The following is a 19283-nucleotide window of genomic DNA, read 5'->3' as shown; positions in this document are numbered from 1 at the left end:
GGCGGCGGTTCGCCCCCGGCGCCGACGCGGCCGGGCCGCCGGCCTTCCGCTGCCACGTCGTCCGTGAGCCGGCGTCCTTCAGCGTCTCGGTGGCCGCCCACCACGCCGCCGTGGACCGCTGGAGCGTGTGGGTCCTGCTGGCCGAGCTGGTCGCCCTGTACGAGGCCGAACTCACCGGTGTGCCCGCCGAGTTGCCCGACGTCCCGCCGGACGGGCACCGGCGGCTGGCCGTACCCGAGTACGCGGACCCGGCCTCCGCGGCGTTCTGGCTCGCCGAGGCGAACGCGCCGCCGCTGCTCCTGCCGCTGCGTGCCGCCGACGCCGTCCCCGACCCGGACGAGGCACGGTTCATCCCGCTGGACGGACCGGCCGTCGACCGCATCCGCGCGGCCGCCGAGGAGGCGGGGGTGCCGCCGAAGAGCCTCTTCCTCGCCCTGCACGTCTGGTCGCTGGCGCAGGCGACCGGACGCGACAGCGACATCGTCACCGGCCTGGTGACGGACTGCCGGCCCGCCGGCACCGGGTCCGACCACCTGGTGGGACGCTTCTCCAAAACCCTTCCGCTGCGGCTGCGGACCACCGGCGGCAGCTGGGCCGACCAGGCCAGGCGGGCCTGGAGCGCCGAGCGGAACACCGCGGCGCACCGGCACTTCCCGCCCGCGGAGATCGAACGCCGGCTGCGCCGGGCGCCGTTCGACGTCGCCTTCGGCTTCACCCGGTTCCGTCCGCGCCACCGGCTGGAGCACCTGGAGACCGCCGTCGGCTCCTGGTGGTCCGTCGGCGGGGCGGGCATCCCGCTCGGCGTGGACGTGCTGCTCGGCTCGCCCGACCTCGGCAGCGGCGTGCTGGTCGCCTTCGACCCCGGGCTGGTCAAGGCCCCGGTCGTCGACGAGTACGTCCAGTCCTTCACCTTCGCACTGCTGTGCGTCGCCAACTCCCTTCCGTTCGTCATGCGCACCTTCCCCGGAGGCTGACATGCTGGTGATCGCCTACGACCACGGGGCCGCCGCTGCGGCGGAGATCGCCACGGCGCTGGCCGCGGACACCCCGCTCGCCTTCCTCGTCCCGCGGACCGACCACACCGTCCAGGTCCGGCCGCTGCTGGAGCAGTTGGGCACCGTCGTCGACCTCGCCGGTGACGACCGGGACGTCGCCCGGGTGCGGGCGCTGCGCCCCGACGGCATCGTCACCTACAGCGAGCCGATGCTGCGGGACACCGCCCGGATCGCCGCCGCCCTGGGGCTGCCGGGCCACCGGCCGGAGACCGTGCTGCTGCTCACCGACAAGGAGCGGCAGCGCCGGCGGCTCGCGCAGGCCGGGGTGGACTCGGTGCGCCACCACCCCGTCCACCGCCCGGAGGACTGGGCCGCGGCCCTGGACGCCGTCGGGCTCCCGGCCATCGTGAAACCGCTGTACGGCGGCGGCAGCCGGGACACCCACCTCGTCCGGGACGAGGAGACCCTCGCCCGGCTCGCCGAACGGCACCCCGCCGGCATGATGGTCGAGGAGTACCTGCAGGGCAGGCCCAGCCTGCCGTACGGGGACTACGTGTCGGTCGAGAGCCTCTGCGCACCGGACCGGATCACCCACGTCTCCGTCTCGGGCAAGTTTCCGATGGCTCCCCCGTTCCGCGAGCAGGGCCAGTTCTGGCCCTCGGCGCTGCCCCCGCAGGACGTGGCCGCGGTGGCCGACCTGACCACCCGGGCGCTGCGCGCGCTCGGCGTGGACTTCGGCGTCACCCACACCGAGGTGAAGCTCACCGCCCGGGGGCCGCGGATCATCGAGGTCAACGGCCGGCTCGGCGGGCTCGTCAACGAGATCAGCCGCCGGGCGGCGGGAGTCGACCTGATCCGGCTGGCCGGCCTGCGGGCCACGGGCAAGGACGACTGGGCCGAACCGGAGCCGATGGACCGGGTCCACTTCCAGTACTGGGGTGCCGGGCCCGCCGAGCGGTGCCGGCTGACCGGCGTCGAGGGCGGCCGGGAGGCCCGGGCGGTGCCGGGCATCACCGCCTACCGCCCGATCGTCAAGCCCGGCCAGTGGCTGTTCGACGGCGGGATGACCTGCCAGCTCGACATGGTGTGCGGAGAGGCGGCGTCCCACCGGGAGATGTTCGCGGTGCTCGACGAGGCGCTGGGGAGGATCGCCTACGACTTCCGGTTCGAGGACGGGCGCACCGTCCGGGTCACACCGCCGCGGCCGTGGAGCGAGGCCGCCGGTAGCGCGTCGCCGCAGGTCTGACGGCCTCCGCCGCGGCCGCTATCGCGGTGGCGGCGGAGGCGATAGTGCACCGATGCGGTGGCAATGGGCGGCCTTCCTAGCGTGAGCATCACGAGGAAACGCCGAGCAGGGCGCCACCGCCCGCCGGCCCGGCCCCGCCGACACATGGGAGACAGCGATGACCAAGCTCATGTTCGTACGTGCGTGCGCATGCCTGCTGGCCGCCGTGGCCCTCACCGCGGCCGCCGACTCCCTGGAGTCGCAGACCGGCCCCACCCACCCCGTCCACGTCGTGGCCGACAACCCCTGGGGCCCGGGCCCGCAGTCCTGACACCCGGTTCGCAGCCCTGGCGCGGTCGGGGTCAGACGGGCGGCATCAGGTCGCTCTCGCTGACGGTGTACGTCAGCAGGGGGTAGGTGAAGTCCGCTTCGTGGTTCTCGCGGCGCCGCAGCCGGTAGAACTCGCGGCTCTGCTCGTCGTCGGCCGCCACGAGGCGTGCACCGTCCGGGAGGTGGGCCTGATCGTCGCGGAAGCGGACGAAGGTCTTCGAGGTCCGGAACGTGACGCCCAGCCAGTGGTTGTCCGACGCCGGGACGGTCGTGTCGAGCACGATCCTGTGCCGGAGCCGCCGGTTCGAGGCGACGGAGAACGCGACGACGCCGTTGTGGGCGAGCGGGATCTCGAACCCGTCGAGATCCGGCTCCTTGGATTCGAAGATCAGCTTCCTGGACGGGCCCGCTTCGGGACGCAGGTAGCAGGAGAAGACGGCGATGAACGAGTCGTCGGCCAGATCGAGGGCCTGGTCGGAGTGGGCGCCCATGGTCCGGTAGGCGTCGGTGTAGCGCTCGACGAGGGCGTTGTTGAAGCCGACCGGGAGCGCCGCACCGTCCTGGATCCGCTGCGCCAGCCGTTCGTGCACCGCCCGGAAGCGCTGCGCCGGGCTGCCGTACCGGGTGGTGGTGCGCACGAGGGGCACGCCGCCCGCCTCGTCGACCCTGGTGAGCACGGCGCCCTGGCGGCCCCTCCCCACGTCCTCCAGGCGGGCCGACGCGGCCAGCTCGGCGAAGAGGTCCTCCGCGGCCGGCAGGGTGCACGAGACGATCTCGTCCGCGATCCTAGGCCCGGGGTGCACTGTAGTCTCCCGTGTTCATGCTGAAGAGCAGTTCGTCGCCGTAGTCGACGAAGGACGAGGACCTGTTCTCCTCGGCGTACAGCCTGCGCAGCTCGTCCATGCCCTCCGGTGTGGGCGGCCCCAGCCGCACCGGGCCGCCGGCCGCCTTGAGGAAGGTGCGGCCGTCCTTGTGGACGGCCTCGGCCTTCGAGCAGCGCACCACGTAGCCCAGTCGGGTCGGGAGCAGCTCGGCGTCCAGCGCCGAGGGCCGGATCTCGTGCGTGTACAGGCGGTTGGTGGACAGCGGCACGAAGAACACGGAGCCGGGGTGGAGGGTCACGGTGAACTGCGCCGGGAGCGCGGCCCCGTCGTGTCCTGCGGTCGGCTCCTTGAGGCGGAAGTGCAGCCTGGTCAGCGCGCTGACGCCCTTCACGCCGCGGTCGAAGGCGTCCTCGGCCGAGGGCTGCAGCCCGTCGAGCCGGTCGTAGAAGGTGCAGAAGGCCATGATGCCGTTGACGGGCATGTCCTTGGTCTTGTCGGCATGGGCCGAGATCTTGGCCTTGGACTGCTTGCGCCCGTCCGTGGCGGGGGTGTTGTGGTAGATCTGGGCGAGCACGTGGTTGAGCGGAGCCTGGTTCCTGAAGACGGCGGCGGCCTCGCGGTTGAGCGCCTCGACGATCTCCGTGTCGGTCGGGCGGAAGCCCTCGGTCGGCCCCGAGAGGTTCGTGGAGCAGCGGAGCAGGCGGAAGTGCAGCTCGTCGCCGTCCCGGGTGACGGGCGTCAGGTAGATCCCGCTGCGGTGGGCCGTTCCGGGCTTGGTGGACTCCGTCAGGGACTGGAAGGCGTGCTCCGCGCGGATCCGTCCGAAGTGGTCGGCGTCGGGGTCGAAGAAGCGGGGGTAGTACACGCCGGCGCCGTGCACCCGCACGGGGACCCGGCCGAGGCCGACGACCGTCCACGGCTCGTCGGCGTCCTCGCGGTGACCGTGCGACAGCTCCCGGACGACGAACACCCGGGCCGCCGCCCGCAGGTGGTGCCTGCTGGTCCCGGAGACGTCACCGCACAGGTAGACCGTCCTCCCCGCGAGGTCGGGCGCGCCGGAGGCGAGCTCCTCCGGTGTGACGGTGGACCCGAAGAAGTCCCTGACGACGTCGTTGTCCTGCAGCTCCGAGGGTGCGACCAGGACGGTGCGTGCGGCCTCGATGCAGGCTTCTGCCGGCTCTGTGGTGTCCATCAGACCTTGATCGTCCCACGGGGGCCCGACAGCGGGCAACGGAATGACTCGGGAGGGCCTAGCGGTTGACCCCGTCCAGCCGTGCCAGGGCCGTTCGGGCCCGGGTGAGGGCGGCTTGGTGGTCGTGGTCCTCCAGCACGCGCAGGGCCTCCTCCAGCAGGTTCCTCGCGCGGCCGTCCAGGCCCTGGGCGATGCACACCTCGGCGAGGCTGACCCGTACCTGTGCGGCCGCGTGCAGGTGTCCGGCCGCTTCGGCCGTGACGAGGGCGCCCTCCAGGCAGCCTGCGGCCTCCGCGTGGTCGCCCCTGGCCATGTGGGTGTCGCCCAGGCCGTGCTGGACGATGCACTCCCCCAGCGAGTCGGCCTGTCGGCGGACGATGGCGAGGGCCTCCCGGTACCAGCGCAGTGCGTCGTCCAACCGCCTTTGGCCGAGGCAGAGTTGCCCCAGGCGGTGGAGGCTCATCGAGGCGACCCGCGAGCTGCCGATCGACTGGCAGATCCGCAGTGCCTCGGTCAGTTCCTTTTCGGCCCGGCCGGGGTCGCCGCCGGCGGCGTGGATCGGCGCCATGTTGGACAGGACGTGGGCGCGGCCCAGCGGGTCCCCGGCGAGCCGGAAGAGCTCGGCCGCCCGTTCGTACCGCCGGAGTGCGCCGTCGAGGTCGCCGACGGTGTGCAGGCACAGCGCGATGTTGCGGTTGGCCAGGGCGGTTCCGCCGGTCTCGTCGAGTTCCTCGAAGAGTGCCAGCGATCTCTCCAGGTGGGGAAGCGCCCGGCCGGCCTGCCGCTGCGAGAGGTGGAGCGATCCGAGCGAGCAGCGCACCGCCGCCTCGCCGCGGACGTTGCCCGTCCGTCGGACGAGTTGCAGGGCCGTCTCGTGGCTCTCCTGCCAGTCGGCGTAGTGCTGCCGCACTTCGAAGAGGGTGACGAGTTGGGTGGCGGCCTCCCAGCACTCCTCGTCGAGGCCGTGTTCGGCGGCGAGGCCGACGGCGGCGAGGAGTCCGGGCCGTTCGGTGTCCAGCCAGCCGAGCGGGTCGGTCAGGACGTGCCGGACGACGGCCTCCGGGGCCTGCCAGCGGGCGGAACCGCCGCGGACGACGGTGTAGTTGCCGCCCCACAGCTGGGCCTGGGCGAGGTCCATCAGGCCGAGCCAGCCCGCGAGGACGGCGCGGACGGTGCGGGCGCGCTGTTCGGCGGGGAGCCGGTCGACGGACTCCCTGAGGTAGAGGCGGACGAGGCTGTGGAAGCGGTAGCGGGGGTTGTCGGTCGGTTCGGCGTCGGTGGCGACGAGCAGCTGGCTGGTGGCGGCCTCGTCGATGACGTCGTTGGCGTCCTCGGTGTCGCCGCCGAGGATCGCGCCGGCCATCCAGCCGGGTAAGGCCTCCGCGCCGAACAGGCTGAGGTCGCACAGGAGGTCGCGCAGGTCGGGCTTGAGCGTGTCGAAGGTCGAGGAGATGGTGCTGCGGACGGCCCGGTTGCCGTGGGCGAGTTCGTCGAGCCGTCGGCGCTCGTCGTGGATGCGGTGGGCCATGGAGGAGATCGTCCGGTGCGGCGAGGCGGCGAGGCGGGCGCCGACGATGCCCAGGGCGAGCGGCAGCCGGTCGATCTCGCGGACCAACTGGGCGCTGGCCAGGGGTTCCTGGGCGACCCGCCGGTCGCCGACGATCCGGCCGAGGAGTTCGACGGCCTCGGTCTGGGTCAGCACGTCCAGGTGGACGGACTCCAGTTCGGGGAGGCCGGTCTGCGGGCGGCGGCTGGTGACGACGACGCCGCAGTCCCGGCCGCCGGGCAGCAACGGGCTGATCTGGTGCTCCTCGGCGGCGTCGTCGAGGATGACCAGGATCTTCTTCTCGGCGACCAGGCTGCGGAACATCGCGGCCCGCTCGTCGAGTTCGTCGGGGATGTCGCCGGGCGGGACGCCGAGCGCCCGCAGGAAGTGGTCGAGGACCCGGACCGGCGCCGCGGTGACGGTGTTGCTGCCGTGCAGGTCGTAGTAGAGCTGTCCGTCGCCGAAGCGGTCCTGGAGGGCGTGGGCGACGTGGACGGCGAGGGCGGTCTTGCCCGTCCCGCCGGGGCCGTACAGGTTGACGGCCCGGTAGGGGTGGTCCTCGGGCCCGCGCGGGTCCGCCAGGACCGCGGTCAGCCGGCGGACGGTCTCCTCGCGGCCGATGAAGTAGCGGGACTGTCTGGGGAGTTGGCGCGGGGCGGCGGGTCCTTCGGGCTTGCCGTAGCCGGGGTTCAGCTCGGGTGCGTCGCGGAGTATCTCCTGTTCGAGGCGGCGCAGTTCGTCGGAGGGTTCGATGCCGAGTTCCCGCACCAGCAGCCGGCGGCCCTCGCGGTAGATCTGGAGGGCGTCGGAGCGCCGTCCGGCGCGGTGCAGGGCGAGCATCAGCTGGCCGCGGAGCTTCTCGCGCAGCGGGTGTTCGGCGATCCGGTCGGCGAGTTCCTGGATCAGTCCCCGGTCGCGGCCGCGCAGCAGTTCCAGGTCGAAGTACTCCTCCAGGACGGTGAGCCGTTCCTCGTCGAGGGCGACCGCCCGGCGCTGCAGGACGTCGCTGTCCACGCCGCCGAGCGCGGGCCCGCGCCACAGGGCGAGCGCCTCGCGGTAGGTGCGCACCGAGGTCTCGAGGTCCCCGGCGTCGCTGGCGGAGCGTGCGCCGCGGACGAGTTCGGTGAAGCGGTCGACGTCCCGGCGGCCCGGGGCGAGCATCAGGGCGTAGCCCACGGGGTGGGTGACGAGGGCCTCGCTCATCCCGATGACGCCGAGGGTCTTGCGCAGGGTGGAGATGCAGATCTGGATCTGGGTGCGGACGGTGGTCGGCGGGTCCTCGGCCCAGACCACCTCGCTGAGGTGCTCGACGCTGACGATCTCCCGCGGCCGGCAGGCGAGGGCGGCGAGCAGGAGCCGGCTCCGCCTGGCCTGGAGGGGTACCGAGGTGCCGCCGCGCGTGACCTCGAACGGCCCGAGGAGTGCGAAGTGGACGTCGTCGTCCGCATCGTGCGGCTGCAGCCCCATCTGGTTCCTTTTCTGGTGGATTCCGTCCGGTGGGCCCGATCGGCCGTCCTGCCTCGTGAGCGGACGGCGACCGTGAGTGGCGATACGAGCCGCGGGTAATGCTCGCATGCTTCATCCGTGGGCGAAACCAGTCTGTCGACGCGGTGTCAACATCCTTTCGGAACAACCGATGGGAGGGGGCCGCTCACCCCTGCGGGCCCGTCGGGCGCAGTGTCATGGCGACCGGCATGCTGCCCAGGCCGGCGATGAAGTTGGACCGCAGGCGGCGGACGGGGCCGGCGGGTTCGAGGTGTTCCAGCCGGCCGAGGAGTTCGGTGAACAGCTCGTTCAGGGCGATCCTCGCCAGGATCGCGCCGAGGCAGTAGTGGGCGCCGGCGCCGAAGGTGATGTGGCGGTTGCCGGTGCGCCGCAGGTCGAAGCGGGCGGCGTCCTGGAAGACGGTCTCGTCGCGGTTGGCCGAGCCGACCCAGGCGGCGACCGCCTCGCCCTTGCGCAGCACGCCGCCCTCCAGTTCCACGTCCTCGACGGCGTGCCGCAGGAAGCTGCTGGCGGGGGAGGTCCAGCGCAGGCCCTCTTCGACCAGCGAGGGGACGAGTTCGGGGTGCCGGCGGGCCTCGGCGAGCTGGTCGGGGTGCTCCAGCAGGGCGAGGACGGTGCCGGTGAAGGCGTGCGGGGTGGTGGCGTTGGCGCCGAGCAGCAGGCTGTAGCAGTTGTAGACGGTCTTCGCCCGGCTGCCGAGTCCGGCCAGCAGGTCGAGCAGGTCGCCGCTGCCGTCCGGCCGGGCGGCGGTCTGCTCGGTGAAGTAGGAGAAGAGCTCGTGGTGGGCGATGGCCAGGGTGGCGTGCCGGTTGCGGATCTGGAAGCCGGGGTCCTCGGGGGACGCGGCCATCGAGGTCCACCGGACGAGGTCGGGCCAGTCCTGCTCCGGGATGCCCATGAGCGCCCCGGTGAACGTCATCGGGAAGTCCAGGGCGGCGGTGACCAGGTCGAAGGGCCGGCCGTCGGCGGCCGGGGCGAGGACGGCGCGGGCGGCGGCCCGGATGCGGGGCCGGGCGGCCTCCAGGGCGTTGCGCTGCAGGGCGTGCTGGAGCGGGCGGCGCAGTGCGGCGTGGTCGGGCGGGTCGGTGGAGACCATCATCTGGCCGGCGGCCTCGTCGCCGTGGCCGAGCTGGTCGAGCAGGCTGCCGCGCTCCGAGGTGAACGCGCGGGAGTCGCTGAGGACCCGGCGGACGTCGTGGTAGCGGGTGACCGAGGCGAAGTTCCGGCCGTCGGGCAGGGTCTGGCGGTGCAGCGGTGCGGCCCGGCGCAGGTGTGCCCAGATCCGGTGCGGGTCGCCGTCGGCGTGCAGGCCGGGGTCGAAGAGGTCCACCGTGTCGAGGTCCACCGTGTCGAGGTCGACGTCGGGGGCGGGCTCGGGGGCGGGCTCCTGCCGGGGGTCGCTGCCGGTGTGCCGGGTCAGGACGGTCATCGGGCCTCCCCCGGCCGGCCGGGCGCCGCGACGGTGGCGAGCGCGGCGCCGAGGGCGTCGACGTACCGGTCGACCAGGGTGCCGGGGACGAGCGCGGGGTCGTGCGCGACCAGCACCCCGCTGCCCAGGTCGGGTGCGTCGATCATCGCGTCGACGCCGAGCGGGAAGCTGGCCTTGTCGTAGGACCACCACTCGTCGACCTTGAACCTCAGGTCGTCGACCTGCCGGTACGGGTGGAAGTGGGTGAAGTTGAAGGAGACGTCGAAGGCGGGCCGGCCGAGGCCCTGTTCGATCGCCGAGAGCGGGTGGCGCCGGTGGGCGAGCAGGCGCTGTTCGGCCTCCCAGGTCCGCCCGGCGAGTTCGGCCCAGTCGCCCTCGACGGACCGCAGCCGCAGCGGGACGGTGTTGAGGAAGAGCCCGATCAGTGCGGCGGATCCGGGCACCTCGGGCCTGCCGTTGGCCACCAGGCCGGTCACCAGGTCGCGGTCGCGGCCGGTGGCGAGGGCGAGGGCCCGCAGGTGCAGGGAGAGCAGCAGGCTCTTCAGCGGGACGCCGGCGTGTTCGGCGGCGGCCTCCAGACGGGCGACGTCCGCCGGGTCGAGCGGGAGGTGGCGGGTCGCGACCGGGTCGGGGACGGCGCCGTCGGGGCGGTCGGGCAGGAGCAGCGGTGGCACGTCGGCCTCGGCCTCCCAGAACGGTGCGGACTCCGCGGCGGCCGCCTCCAGGGCGACGAACTGCCGGTGGCCGTCCGCCGGTACGGCGGGCAGCTGCGGGGTGCGGCCGGCCAGTTCGGCGTCGTAGCAGGTGAGCAGTTCGACCATCAGCTGGGCCATGCTCCAGCCGTCGATGACGGCGTGGTGGATGGCCAGGGTGAGCCGGAAGGCCTCGGGTTCGCGGGCGATGTGGATGCGGAAGGCGGGGGGTGTGCCGCAGTCGATGCCGGTGGCGAGGTGGCGTTCGCGGAAGGCCCGGACGAGTGCCTCGCCGTCGCCGGTCTCGATCTCCACCGGGACGGTGACCTCGGGGTGGACGAGCTGCACGGCGGTGGAGTAGGTGGCGAGGTCGAAGGAGCTGCGCAGCAGCGGGTGGCGCCGGGTGAGCGCGCCGAGCGCGGCGCGGAACCGCTCCTCGTCGAAGGGCGCGTTGACGCGCAGGCCGACGAGGTCGTTGTAGAGGCTGGGGTCGCCGGCGAGTTCGCAGAGGTAGATCAGCCCGACCTGGAGGGTGGAGGCGGGGTAGGCGTCCTGCAGGCCGGCGGGCAGCAGGGCGCGGTCGGCGGGGCCGAGTCCGTCGAACGGCCGGTGGGTGGGTTCGGGTGCGGCGGCCGGGGTGAGGAGCGGGACGAGTTCGGCGACGGTGGAGGCGGTGAGGAGGCCGCGCAGGGGGAGGTCGAGGCCGCGTTCCTTGAGGTCGCCGACGACGGCGAGGGCGATCAGCGAGTCGCCGCCGGCGGCGTAGAAGTCGTCGTCCGGGGTGATGCCGTCGTCGCCGAGGTGGTGGCGCAGCACGTCGAGGAGGGTCTGCTCGGGTGTCCCCGGGCGTTCCGCGATCAGGGCGGCGACGGTGCCGGGGTTCTCGAAGACGGCGAAGTGGCCGCCGGGGAGGATCTCGACCCGGCTGCCGGCGGTGGTGCGGTTGCGCCAGGTGGTGAGTGCCTCCTCGTCCGCGTCGGGGTCGTCGGTGCCGCCGAGGGCGAGGATCGGGACGTTCACCGTGTCGTAGGTGGGCCGGTAGCCGCGGACGAGCCGGAGGTCGTTGCGGATGGTCTCCAGGATGAAGGAGAGCATCTCCTCGTTCTGCAGGACCTCCGGTGCGGTGCCGCCCAACTCGGTGAGAACCTCGGCCAGTTCCTGGTCGGTCCGGTCGCGGGCGGCCATCCGGTTGTGCCGGAAGTCGCCCGCGTAGGCGGAGACGACGAGCAGCTCGGGCGCGGGCCCGCCGTTGCGCTCCAGCCAGGCGGTCAGCTCGGCGGCGATCAGGGAGCCCATGCTGTGGCCGGCCAGGACGAAGGGCCGGTCGAGCCGGGGCAGCAGGCGCGGGCCGAGCCAGTCGACGAGCTGCCGGGCGTCGTCGACCAGGGGCAGCGCGACGAGGTTCTCGCGGCCCGGCAGCTGCACCGGCTGGAGGTTGACGGCCGGGCGCAGGTCGCGGGCCAGGGTGCGGAAGGCACCCGCACCGGCCCCTGCGTGCGGCAGGCAGAAGACCGGGAGACCGGGGAGGTCGTTCTCCCAGAACGGCAGCAGATCCTCTGTCCTCATGCGGGGTTCCTCTCCGGGTTCGGGCCGACTGCCGTCATCGTCCGGGGTGTCCGCGGTGCGGGTGTACCGGCCGGGCGTCGGCTTTCCGGGGCGCTCTCCGCCGTGCGGGGGAGGCGGTGGTGCGCCGGGCCGCCGGCATCCGCCGCGCGGCGGATGCCGGGGCCGATTCCACTCCCGGGGCGGATGGTTCCGCCGGTCCGGCTCGGCGAGTTTGGTACCGCAGAACGAATGGCGGACCAGCCGGTCCGCCCGCCGAGAAAGCGGGCACTGATGAACTCCAAGAAATTTCCCCGGGACGTGGGTGTCTACCGGGTCGACGGCGGCGAACTGGAGCGGATCGAGCGCCTGGTGGCCCGGGTGCGGAAGCAGTTCGCCACCGCCTCCGACACGGACTTCCTGTTCCACGCGGCGAGCCTGGCGACCGGGCTCCCGGACGGCCTGGTGGACTTCCTGCGGTCGTTCGAGCTGCACGAGACCACCGCCGGCGTGGTGGTCAGCGGGCTGCCGGTGGACGACGACGCGATCGGCCCGACTCCCCCGCACTGGTCGCAGCAGCCGGAGCCGTCCTCGACCGTGCGGGAGGAGGTCTTCTTCGTGCTGCTCGCGGCGCTGCTCGGCGAGCCGTTCGGGTGGTCGACGCTGCAGTCCGGCCGGATCATCCACGACGTGCTGCCCGTCCGCGGCGAGGAGACGGCGCAGAGCGGGCACGGCAGTTCCGACCTGCTGGAGTGGCACACCGAGGACGGCTTCCACCCGTTCCGCTGCGACTACCTCGGGCTGATGGCGCTGCGGAACCCGACGGGGGTGGCGACCACCTTCGCCGGCGTCGGGAGCCTCGCGCTGCCGGCCGAGGTGACGGAGGTGCTGCAGCAGCCGCGGTTCCTGATCCGGCCGGACACCGAGCACCTGCGCACCGGCCCGGCGGGCAGCAGCGTGCACGACATCGCGGCGCGCACCAGCCCGGTGCCGGTGCTGTTCGGCAGCCGCACCGAGCCGTACCTGCGGATCGACCCGTACTTCATGGACGCCGTCCCCGGGGACCCGGACGCGACGCACGCGCTGAAGTGCGTGGTGGCCGCGCTGGAGGCGGACCTGGAGGACCTGGTGCTCGACCCGGGCGAGGTCGCCTTCGTCGACAACTACCGGGCGGTGCACGGCCGGCGGCCGTTCGAGGCGCGGTACGACGGGACGGACCGCTGGCTGAAGAAGGTCGTCGTCGCCCGGGACCTGCGCAAGTCGCGGGAGTTGCGGAGCAGTGCGCGCTCGCGGGTGGTGGCATGATCCCGCAGGCGGTGGCGCGGCCGTTCCTGCTGCGCGATCCGGAGCACTTCCGGATCGAGTTCGAGATCAACCCGTGGATGGCCACCGGTTCGCAGCCGAGCCCGGAGCTCGCCAGGGCGGAGTGGGAGGCGCTCGGTGCGGCGCTGCGCGGGGCGGGCGGGGTGGTGCACACCGCGCCGTCCGACCCCGACTGGCCGGACATGGTGTTCCCGACCGACACCGCCGTGGTCAGCGGCGGCCGGTTCCTGCGGTCGCGGTTCAGCCGGCCCGAGCGGGGCGGCGAGGCACGGTTGGCCGCCGAGTGGCTGACCGGCAACGGCTGGCAGGAGATCCGCACCGCGACCTGGGACGCGGCCGCCCGGCTGGAGGGCGGTGACGTGCTGGCGTTCGGGGAGCGGCTGCTCGCCGGGCACGGGATGCGCAGCACGGTGCAGGCGCACGCCGGTCTCGCCGCGGCCTTCGGCCGCGAGGTGGTGCCGGTGCGCCTGGTGGACCCCCGGTTCTACCACCTGGACATGTCGGTCTGTCCGCTGGACGACCGGCGGGCGCTGGTGTTCCCGGGGGCGTGGGACGGGGAGAGCCGCCGCCGGCTGCTGGACCTCGTCCCCGAACCGCTGGTGGTGACCGAGCAGGAGGCGCTGACCTTCTGCGTGAACTCGGTGGTCATCGGCACCTCGGTCGTGATGTCCGCGTGCCCCGCGCGGATCGGCCGCCGGCTCGAGGCGTGGGGCTTCGAGCCGGTCGTGACCCCGATCGACCAGTTCACCAAGGGCGGCGGCGGCATCCGCTGCATGACCCTCGACCTCGATTTGCTCGCCCAAGGCGTTCCCGCCGTCCGACCGTAGGAGCAGAAAGTGTCCGAGTCGAATTCCGCGCTCTACCAGGTCGTGGTCAACCACGAGCTCCAGTACTCCATCTGGCCGGCCGGCCGTGACCTGCCCGCGGGCTGGACGGCCGAGGGCGTCAGCGGCACCCGGGAGGCGTGCCTCGCGCACATCGAGGAGATCTGGACGGACATGCGTCCGCTGAGCCTCCGTCTGCGCATGGCGCAGGAAGTCGGCTCATGACCGTCCGTGCCGCCGTGCCGGGCGTCCCGCACACCGCGGAGCTGCTGCTGCCCGAGCTGTTCTGGCGTCAGGTCGCCCTGACGCCGGACGCCGTGGCCGTCAGCGACGGGGCCGAGGCCCTGAGCTACCGCGAGACCGGCGAGAGGGTGCGGGCCCTGGCAGCGCGGCTCAGTGAACTCGGGGTGGGCCCGGAGGCGATGGTCGGCATCCAACTGCCGCGGTCCGTCCGGCTGGTGGTGGCCATGCTGGCCGTGGCCACCGCCGGCGGCGCCTTCCTGCTGCTCGACCCGGAGCACCCGGCGGAGCGCCGGGCGGGGATGCTCGGCACGGCCCGTGCCCTCGCGCTGGTCTGCGAGGAGCCGGTCCCCGGTCCGTGGTCGCGGGTGCGGCCGGACGAGGGGCCGGTGGCCGACGGGCCCGTCGCGGCGCCCGCGGAGCTGTACCCCGACAACGCGGCGTACGTCGCCTTCACCTCGGGGTCGACGGGTGCGCCCAAGGGGGTGGTCAACACCCAGGCGGGCCTGGCGAACCGGCTGGCGGACGCGGTCCGCCGGCACGGTGTCGGCCCCGGCGACCGGCTGCTGTCGGCGACCGGTCTCGGCTTCGACCCGGTGGTCTTCCAGGTCTTCCTGCCGCTGGTCTGCGGCGCGACCCTGGTGCTCGCCCCGGACGGTCTGGAGCGGGACCCGGTGGCGCTGGTCGAGCTGCTGCGCGAGGAGCGGATCACCGCGCTGGAGCTCGTCCCCTCGGTGCTGCAGGTGCTGCTGGAGCAGCCGGAGGCCGCCGGGGTCGGCGGCCTGCGCTGGCTCACCTCGGCGGGCGAGATGCTGACGGGTGACCTGTGCGCCCGCGCGCTGTCCGTGCTGGGTGTCAGGGTGCGGAACGTGTACGGGCCGGCGGAGTGCGCGATCGGCGTCACCGACCACCCGTACGACCCGGCGCAGGGCCCGGGCGGGGTGCCGCTGGGCGGGCCGATTGACAACGTCCGGATCGTCCTGCTCGACGAGGACGGCCACCGCGCGGAGAGCGGCGAGATCCACCTCGGCGGGGTGTGCGTGGGCCGCGGCTACCTCGGGGCGCCGGGCCTGACCGCGGACCGGTTCCGGCCGGATCCGGACGGCCCGCCCGGTGCCCGGCTGTACCGGACGGGCGACCGGGCGCGGACGAACCTGCGCGGCGAGCTGGAGTTCGCCGGGCGGATCGACAACCAGATCAAGCTCAGCGGGGTGCGGATCGAGCCCGAGGGCATCGAGGCGCTGCTGACCGCGCACCCCCTGGTGGAGGCGGCGGCCGTCACGGTGGCGCCCGACCGGGTGGGCGGGCAGCAGCTGGTGGCGTTCGTGAAGGGCTCCGCCGGCCACGAGGAGCTGCGCGGCCACCTGCGCGCGCACCTGCCCGACTCGCACCTGCCGTCGGTCTTCCAGCCGGTCGACGAGCTGCCGCTGACCGCGAACGGCAAGGTCGACCGGACGGCGCTCACCGTCGACGCCGACCCCCGCCGGGCGCCGTACCGGGCGCCGCGGACGCCCGAGGAGGTCCAGGTCACCGAGATCTGGCAGGAGGTCCTCGGCGTCGGGCGGATCGGCCTGGACGACAACTTCTTCCAGCTCGGCGGCTACTCGCTGCTGCTGCTCCGGGTGGCGATGCGGCTGCGCAAGCTCTCCGGGCTGCCGCTGCAGGTGCGCGAGCTGTTCGGCGCGCCGACCCCGGCCGGGCAGAGCCTGCTGATCGCCGGCGCCCGGGCGCAGGCTTCGCCGGTGTCGGCGGTCGAGCCGGTGCCGCGGGACCGGCCGCTGCCGCTGTCGTACGCCCAGCAGGACCTGTGGGTGCTGGACCGGATGAACCCGGGCAGCGGCGAGTACACCATGCCGATCATGATCCGGCTGCCGGAGAACGGCATCCCGACCGTGGTCGTCGAGGGCGCGCTGCGCGACCTCGCCGCCCGGCACGAGATCCTGCGCACCCGCTACGCGTCGGTCAACGGCAGCCTCTGCCAGATCGTCGACAAGGACCGGCCGGTCCGGCCGTCCGTGGTCGAAGTGACCGAGGCGCAGCTGCCGGAGGCGGTGCGCCGCGAGACGGCCGCCGGGTTCGACCTCGCCGAGGGGCCGGTCTGGCGGGCCATGCTGGCCCGGGTGTCGGACGGCACCGACGCGCTGCTGCTGACCTTCCACCACATCGCCTCCGACGGCTGGTCGATGGTCGTGCTCCGCCGCGAGCTGGACGAGCTGATCTCGGCCCGCAAGGACCGCCGCGAGCCCCTGCTGCCGGACATGTCCGTGCAGTACGCGGACTTCGCGGTGTGGCAGCGCGAGCGGGTCGACGGCGGCGCGCTCGACGAGCAGCTCGCCTACTGGCGGCGGCAGCTGGCCGGCCTGCCGACGCTCGACCTGCCGACCGACCGGCCCCGGCCGCCGATCCGGGACACCCGCGGCGCCGCGTTCGAGTTCGAGATCCCCGCCGCCGTCATGCGCCCGGTGCTGGAGGCGGGCTGGCAGCGGGGGGCGACCCCGTACGCGACGCTGCTGGCCGCGTACGCCGCCCTGCTGGCCCGGTACTGCGGGCAGGGCGACATCCCGATCGGCACGCCGCTGGCCGGCCGGCTGCGCGAGGAGGTCGCCGGGGTGCTCGGCTGCTTCCTCAACACCGTGGTGATGCGCTGCGACGCCGCCGGCGACCCGGCCTTCACCGAGCTGCTGGAGCGGGTGCGGCAAACGGTCTCACAGGCCCAGGAGGCGCAGGAGGTGCCGTTCGCCCACCTGGTGCGCGAACTGGCCCCGGAGCGGGACCAGTCCCGCAACCTGCTGGCCCAGGTGCTCTTCGACCTGCACGACGACGGGGTCACCTCGGTCGACGGCGGCAGGACCGACACCGGGATGCTGCTCGACGCCTGGACGGGCTCGAAGGCCGACCTGAACCTGGTCGTGCAGATCCAGCCCGACCGCTCCTGCCTGGCCGTGCTGGAGTACTCGACCGCGCTCTTCGACGCGGAGACCGTGCGCCGGCTGGCCGGGCACTTCCGGCAGCTGCTGGCGGGCGTCGCGGCCGACCCGCAGGCCCGGCTGCACGAGCTGCCGCTGCTGCCCCCGGACGAGCTCCGGGCGGTCCTGGCGGCGGGCCGCGGGGCCGACGCGGCCCGCCCGGAGCTCGCCGTGCACGAGCTGTTCGCCGTCCAGGCCGCGAAGACCCCGGACGCTCCCGCGCTGCTCTCGGACGCGGGCGGGCTGAGCTACGCCGAGCTGGCCGACCGCAGCGACCGGCTCGCCTCGCGGCTGCGCGGCCTCGGCGTCGGACCGGAGTCGGTCGTCGGCGTCTGCCTCGACCGCGGCACCGACCTGGTGGTGTCCTTCCTCGCGGTGTGGAAGGCCGGCGCGGCGTACGTACCGCTGGACCCGGACTTCCCGGCCGAGCGGCTGCGGTACATGCTGGACGACTCCGGCGCCCGCTGCGTGATCACCGACCGCGCCCGGGCCGGCGTGCTGCGGCCCGCGGTGCCGCTGCTGCTCGACGATCCCGGGGAGCGGGCCCGACTCGCCGCGCAGCCGCCCTTCGAGGCCGCCCCGGCCGACCTGGACGCGCTCGCCTACGTGATCTACACCTCCGGCTCGACCGGCCGCCCCAAGGGCGTCATGGTCGACCACCGCGGCCTGCTCAACTACCTGATGTGGACGGTCGAGGACTACGCGGGCTCGCGCCCCGGCGGCACCCCGCTGTTCTCGTCGACCGCCTACGACATGGTGGTGCCCGACCTCTACACCGCCCTGGTCACCGGCGAGCCCGTCCGGCTGCTGCCGCCGCACTTCGACCCGTCCGAGCTGGGCCGGCTGCTGGCCGCGGGCGCGCCCTACTCCTTCGTCAAACTGACGCCCGGCCACCTCGACCTGCTGAGCGCCCAGCTCACCCCCGAGCAGGCCGCGGGCCTGGCGGGCGTGCTCGCCGTCGGCGCCGACTCCTTCCCGGTGCCGGTGCTGGAGCGGTGGCTCGCCAAGGCCGGGCCGGACGGACCGCGCCTGCTCAACGAGTACGGCCCGACCGAGATCTCGGTGGCGAACTCCACCTACCGGATCACCGGCGGCGGCCACCCGGAGGTGCTGCCCATCGGCACCCCCGTCCCCAACACCACCATGTGGGTGCTCGACGGCCACGGGAACCCGTGCCCGGTCGGCGTGCCCGGCGAACTCCACATCGGCGGCACCGGCGTGGCCCGCGGCTACCGCAACCGCCCGGGGCTGACCGCGGCGGTCTTCGTGCCCGACCCGTTCTCCGCCGAACCCGGCCGGCGCCTGTACCGGACGGGCGACCGGGCCCGGCTGCTCCCCGACGGGAACGTCGAGTTCCTGGGGCGCCTGGACGAGCAGATCAAGCTGCGCGGCCACCGGATCGAACCGGGCGAGATCACCGCCGTGCTGACCGAGCGCCCCGAGGTCGCCGACGCGCTGGTGCGGGTCGACACCAAGGGCGCCACCGGCCGGCTGGTCGCCTGGGTCGTCCCGGCGGACGGCCACGAGCCCGTCCCGGCCGAGCTGCTGGAGCACTGCGCGCTGCGGCTGCCCGCACCGATGGTGCCCGCCGCGCTGGTGCTGCTCGACCGGATCCCGCTGAACGCCAACGGCAAGGTCGACCACGCGGCGCTGCCGGCCCCGCCCGAGGAGGCGGCGGAGCACAGCACCGGCCCGCTGAGCGAGCTGGCGGAGGGCCTGGCCGGGCTCTGGAGCGACCTGCTGGGCTACGACGTGCTGCCCGAGCTGCACCGGACGTTCTTCCAGCTCGGCGGCGACTCCGTACTCGCCTCCCGGCTCGTCGCCGCGGTCGAGGCCGACTACGGGGTCCGGCTGCCGCTGCGCAGCGTGTTCGAGCACCCCACCGTCGCCGGCCTCGCCCGGCTCGTCGAGGAGCGGATCAGGGCGGACATCGCCGAGATGTCCGACGCCGAACTGACCCGGCTGACCACATCGGACGAAGAGGACCGAGATGAGCACTGAGATCGACGACCGGCGGCAGTCGCTGCTGCGGCAACGGCTGGCGGGTGCCCGGCGCTCCCGCACGGCCGTCCCCCGCCTCGACCTCTCGGCCGAGCTGCCGCTCTCCTTCGGCCAGCGCCGGCTCTGGTTCCTGGACCGGTACGACGAGAGCGCCACCGACAACCTGGTGCCGATCGTGCTGCGGCTGACGGGCCCGCTCGACGCGGCGGCCCTGGGCCGCGCCTGGGACCGGCTCGTGGAGCGGCACCTGGTGCTGCGGACGCGCTACCGGGCGACCGGGGACGAGCCCGTCCAGTGGATCGCCCCCGACGGCCCGCGGCTCGAACTGACCGACCTGGCCGCCGCCGAGGACCCGGAGCGGGCGGCGCAGGAGCTGGCCGAACGGCTCGCCGCCCGGCCGCTGCCGCTCTCCGGGGGCGCCGTCGCCCGCATCCGGCTGCTGCGCACGGCCGCCGACCGGCACCTGCTGGTCGCGGTGTTCCACCACATCGCCTTCGACGGCTGGTCGGAGCCGGTGTTCTGGTCGGAGCTGAGCGCGTTCTACCGCGAGGAGACCGGGACGGGCGCCGCCGCGCTGCCCGAACTGCCGGTGCAGTACGCCGAGTACGCCGCCTGGCAGCGGCAGCGCTTCGACGAGGGCCGGGCGGC

Annotated in this window: 13 protein-coding genes; 8 read left to right on the top strand and 5 right to left on the bottom strand. The window is 73.9% G+C overall.

The genetic code is table 11. The features are described from left to right. The 3 genes from ABZ641_RS09870 to ABZ641_RS09860 all read left to right on the top strand — a co-directional run. Nucleotides 1-974 (top strand): condensation domain-containing protein (locus tag ABZ641_RS09870; RefSeq protein ID WP_359980506.1); only part of this gene is annotated, 974 nt, incomplete at its 5' end. A gap of 1 nt (nucleotide 975) precedes the next feature. Then, entirely contained in the window at nucleotides 976-2241 is a 1266-nt protein-coding gene (locus tag ABZ641_RS09865; protein ID WP_344626088.1) for an ATP-grasp domain-containing protein, read from the top strand. Nucleotides 2242-2398: 157 nt separating this feature from the next. After that, on the top strand, nucleotides 2399-2551 hold the full coding sequence (locus tag ABZ641_RS09860; protein WP_344626087.1) for a hypothetical protein: 153 nt from the start codon (nucleotides 2399-2401) through the stop codon (nucleotides 2549-2551). 31 nt (nucleotides 2552-2582) lie between these two features. Here the strand turns inward: ABZ641_RS09860 and ABZ641_RS09855 are convergent, their stop codons facing one another. From ABZ641_RS09855 to ABZ641_RS09835, 5 genes are all read right to left on the bottom strand, one after another. Next, entirely contained in the window at nucleotides 2583-3353 is a 771-nt protein-coding gene (locus tag ABZ641_RS09855) for a hypothetical protein (RefSeq protein ID WP_344626086.1), read from the bottom strand. Beyond that, nucleotides 3337-4566 carry a hypothetical protein gene (locus ABZ641_RS09850; RefSeq protein ID WP_359980503.1) on the bottom strand — a complete coding sequence of 410 codons (1230 nt, stop codon included), beginning with the start codon at nucleotides 4564-4566 and terminating at the stop codon, nucleotides 3337-3339. Before ABZ641_RS09850 ends, ABZ641_RS09855 begins: the two co-directional genes overlap by 17 nt. Nucleotides 4567-4624: 58 nt before the next feature. Then, the gene (locus ABZ641_RS09845; protein ID WP_359980501.1) at nucleotides 4625-7579 is read right to left on the bottom strand and encodes a BTAD domain-containing putative transcriptional regulator; all 2955 of its coding nucleotides are present in this window, start codon (nucleotides 7577-7579) and stop codon (nucleotides 4625-4627) included. 184 nt (nucleotides 7580-7763) lie between these two features. Continuing rightward, nucleotides 7764-9047 carry a cytochrome P450 gene (locus ABZ641_RS09840; RefSeq protein WP_359980498.1) on the bottom strand — a complete coding sequence of 428 codons (1284 nt, stop codon included), beginning with the start codon at nucleotides 9045-9047 and terminating at the stop codon, nucleotides 7764-7766. Beyond that, nucleotides 9044-11305 carry an alpha/beta fold hydrolase gene (locus ABZ641_RS09835; RefSeq protein WP_344626082.1) on the bottom strand — a complete coding sequence of 754 codons (2262 nt, stop codon included), beginning with the start codon at nucleotides 11303-11305 and terminating at the stop codon, nucleotides 9044-9046. Before ABZ641_RS09835 ends, ABZ641_RS09840 begins: the two co-directional genes overlap by 4 nt. A gap of 228 nt (nucleotides 11306-11533) precedes the next feature. Here ABZ641_RS09835 and gntD point away from each other — a divergent pair, with 228 nt between their 5' ends. The 5 genes from gntD to ABZ641_RS09810 form a co-directional block, all read left to right on the top strand. Beyond that, nucleotides 11534-12586 carry a guanitoxin biosynthesis L-enduracididine beta-hydroxylase GntD gene (gene gntD / locus ABZ641_RS09830; RefSeq protein WP_344626081.1) on the top strand — a complete coding sequence of 351 codons (1053 nt, stop codon included), beginning with the start codon at nucleotides 11534-11536 and terminating at the stop codon, nucleotides 12584-12586. Next, nucleotides 12583-13431: an arginine deiminase-related protein gene (locus tag ABZ641_RS09825; RefSeq protein ID WP_359980493.1), complete on the top strand. Its 849-nt coding sequence runs from the start codon at nucleotides 12583-12585 to the stop codon at nucleotides 13429-13431. The genes gntD and ABZ641_RS09825 overlap by 4 nt, the downstream gene beginning before the upstream one ends. A 9-nt stretch (nucleotides 13432-13440) precedes the next feature. After that, on the top strand, nucleotides 13441-13653 hold the full coding sequence (locus ABZ641_RS09820) for an MbtH family NRPS accessory protein (protein WP_263102138.1): 213 nt from the start codon (nucleotides 13441-13443) through the stop codon (nucleotides 13651-13653). Further along, complete coding sequence (locus ABZ641_RS09815) at nucleotides 13650-18635, top strand: amino acid adenylation domain-containing protein (protein ID WP_359980491.1); 4986 nt, start codon at nucleotides 13650-13652, stop codon at nucleotides 18633-18635. Before ABZ641_RS09820 ends, ABZ641_RS09815 begins: the two co-directional genes overlap by 4 nt. Further along, nucleotides 18625-19283, top strand: a 659-nt coding sequence (locus ABZ641_RS09810; RefSeq protein WP_359980488.1) for a condensation domain-containing protein, incomplete at its 3' end; no start/stop codon positions are given. The genes ABZ641_RS09815 and ABZ641_RS09810, both read left to right, overlap by 11 nt.

It is taken from the genome of Kitasatospora sp. NPDC007106 (genome assembly GCF_040634455.1).
Classification (GTDB): Bacteria; Actinomycetota; Actinomycetes; order Streptomycetales; family Streptomycetaceae; genus Kitasatospora; species Kitasatospora arboriphila.
The sequence above is the reverse complement of the archived record's forward strand: the minus strand, read 5'-3'. Positions and strand labels throughout refer to the sequence as shown.

What these genes read in the sequence shown, in the direction of transcription:
- ABZ641_RS09860 (WP_344626087.1), top strand. Translation starts at nt 2,399, where the DNA reads ATGACCAAGCTCATGTTCGTACGTGCGTGCGCATGCCTGCTGGCCGCC.
- ABZ641_RS09825 (WP_359980493.1), top strand. Translation starts at nt 12,583, where the DNA reads ATGATCCCGCAGGCGGTGGCGCGGCCGTTCCTGCTGCGCGATCCGGAG.
- ABZ641_RS09840 (WP_359980498.1), bottom strand. Translation starts at nt 9,047, where the DNA reads ATGACCGTCCTGACCCGGCACACCGGCAGCGACCCCCGGCAGGAGCCC.
- ABZ641_RS09850 (WP_359980503.1), bottom strand. Translation starts at nt 4,566, where the DNA reads ATGGACACCACAGAGCCGGCAGAAGCCTGCATCGAGGCCGCACGCACC.
- ABZ641_RS09865 (WP_344626088.1), top strand. Translation starts at nt 976, where the DNA reads ATGCTGGTGATCGCCTACGACCACGGGGCCGCCGCTGCGGCGGAGATC.
- ABZ641_RS09845 (WP_359980501.1), bottom strand. Translation starts at nt 7,579, where the DNA reads ATGGGGCTGCAGCCGCACGATGCGGACGACGACGTCCACTTCGCACTC.
- ABZ641_RS09815 (WP_359980491.1), top strand. Translation starts at nt 13,650, where the DNA reads ATGACCGTCCGTGCCGCCGTGCCGGGCGTCCCGCACACCGCGGAGCTG.
- ABZ641_RS09835 (WP_344626082.1), bottom strand. Translation starts at nt 11,305, where the DNA reads ATGAGGACAGAGGATCTGCTGCCGTTCTGGGAGAACGACCTCCCCGGT.
- gntD (WP_344626081.1), top strand. Translation starts at nt 11,534, where the DNA reads ATGGCGGACCAGCCGGTCCGCCCGCCGAGAAAGCGGGCACTGATGAAC.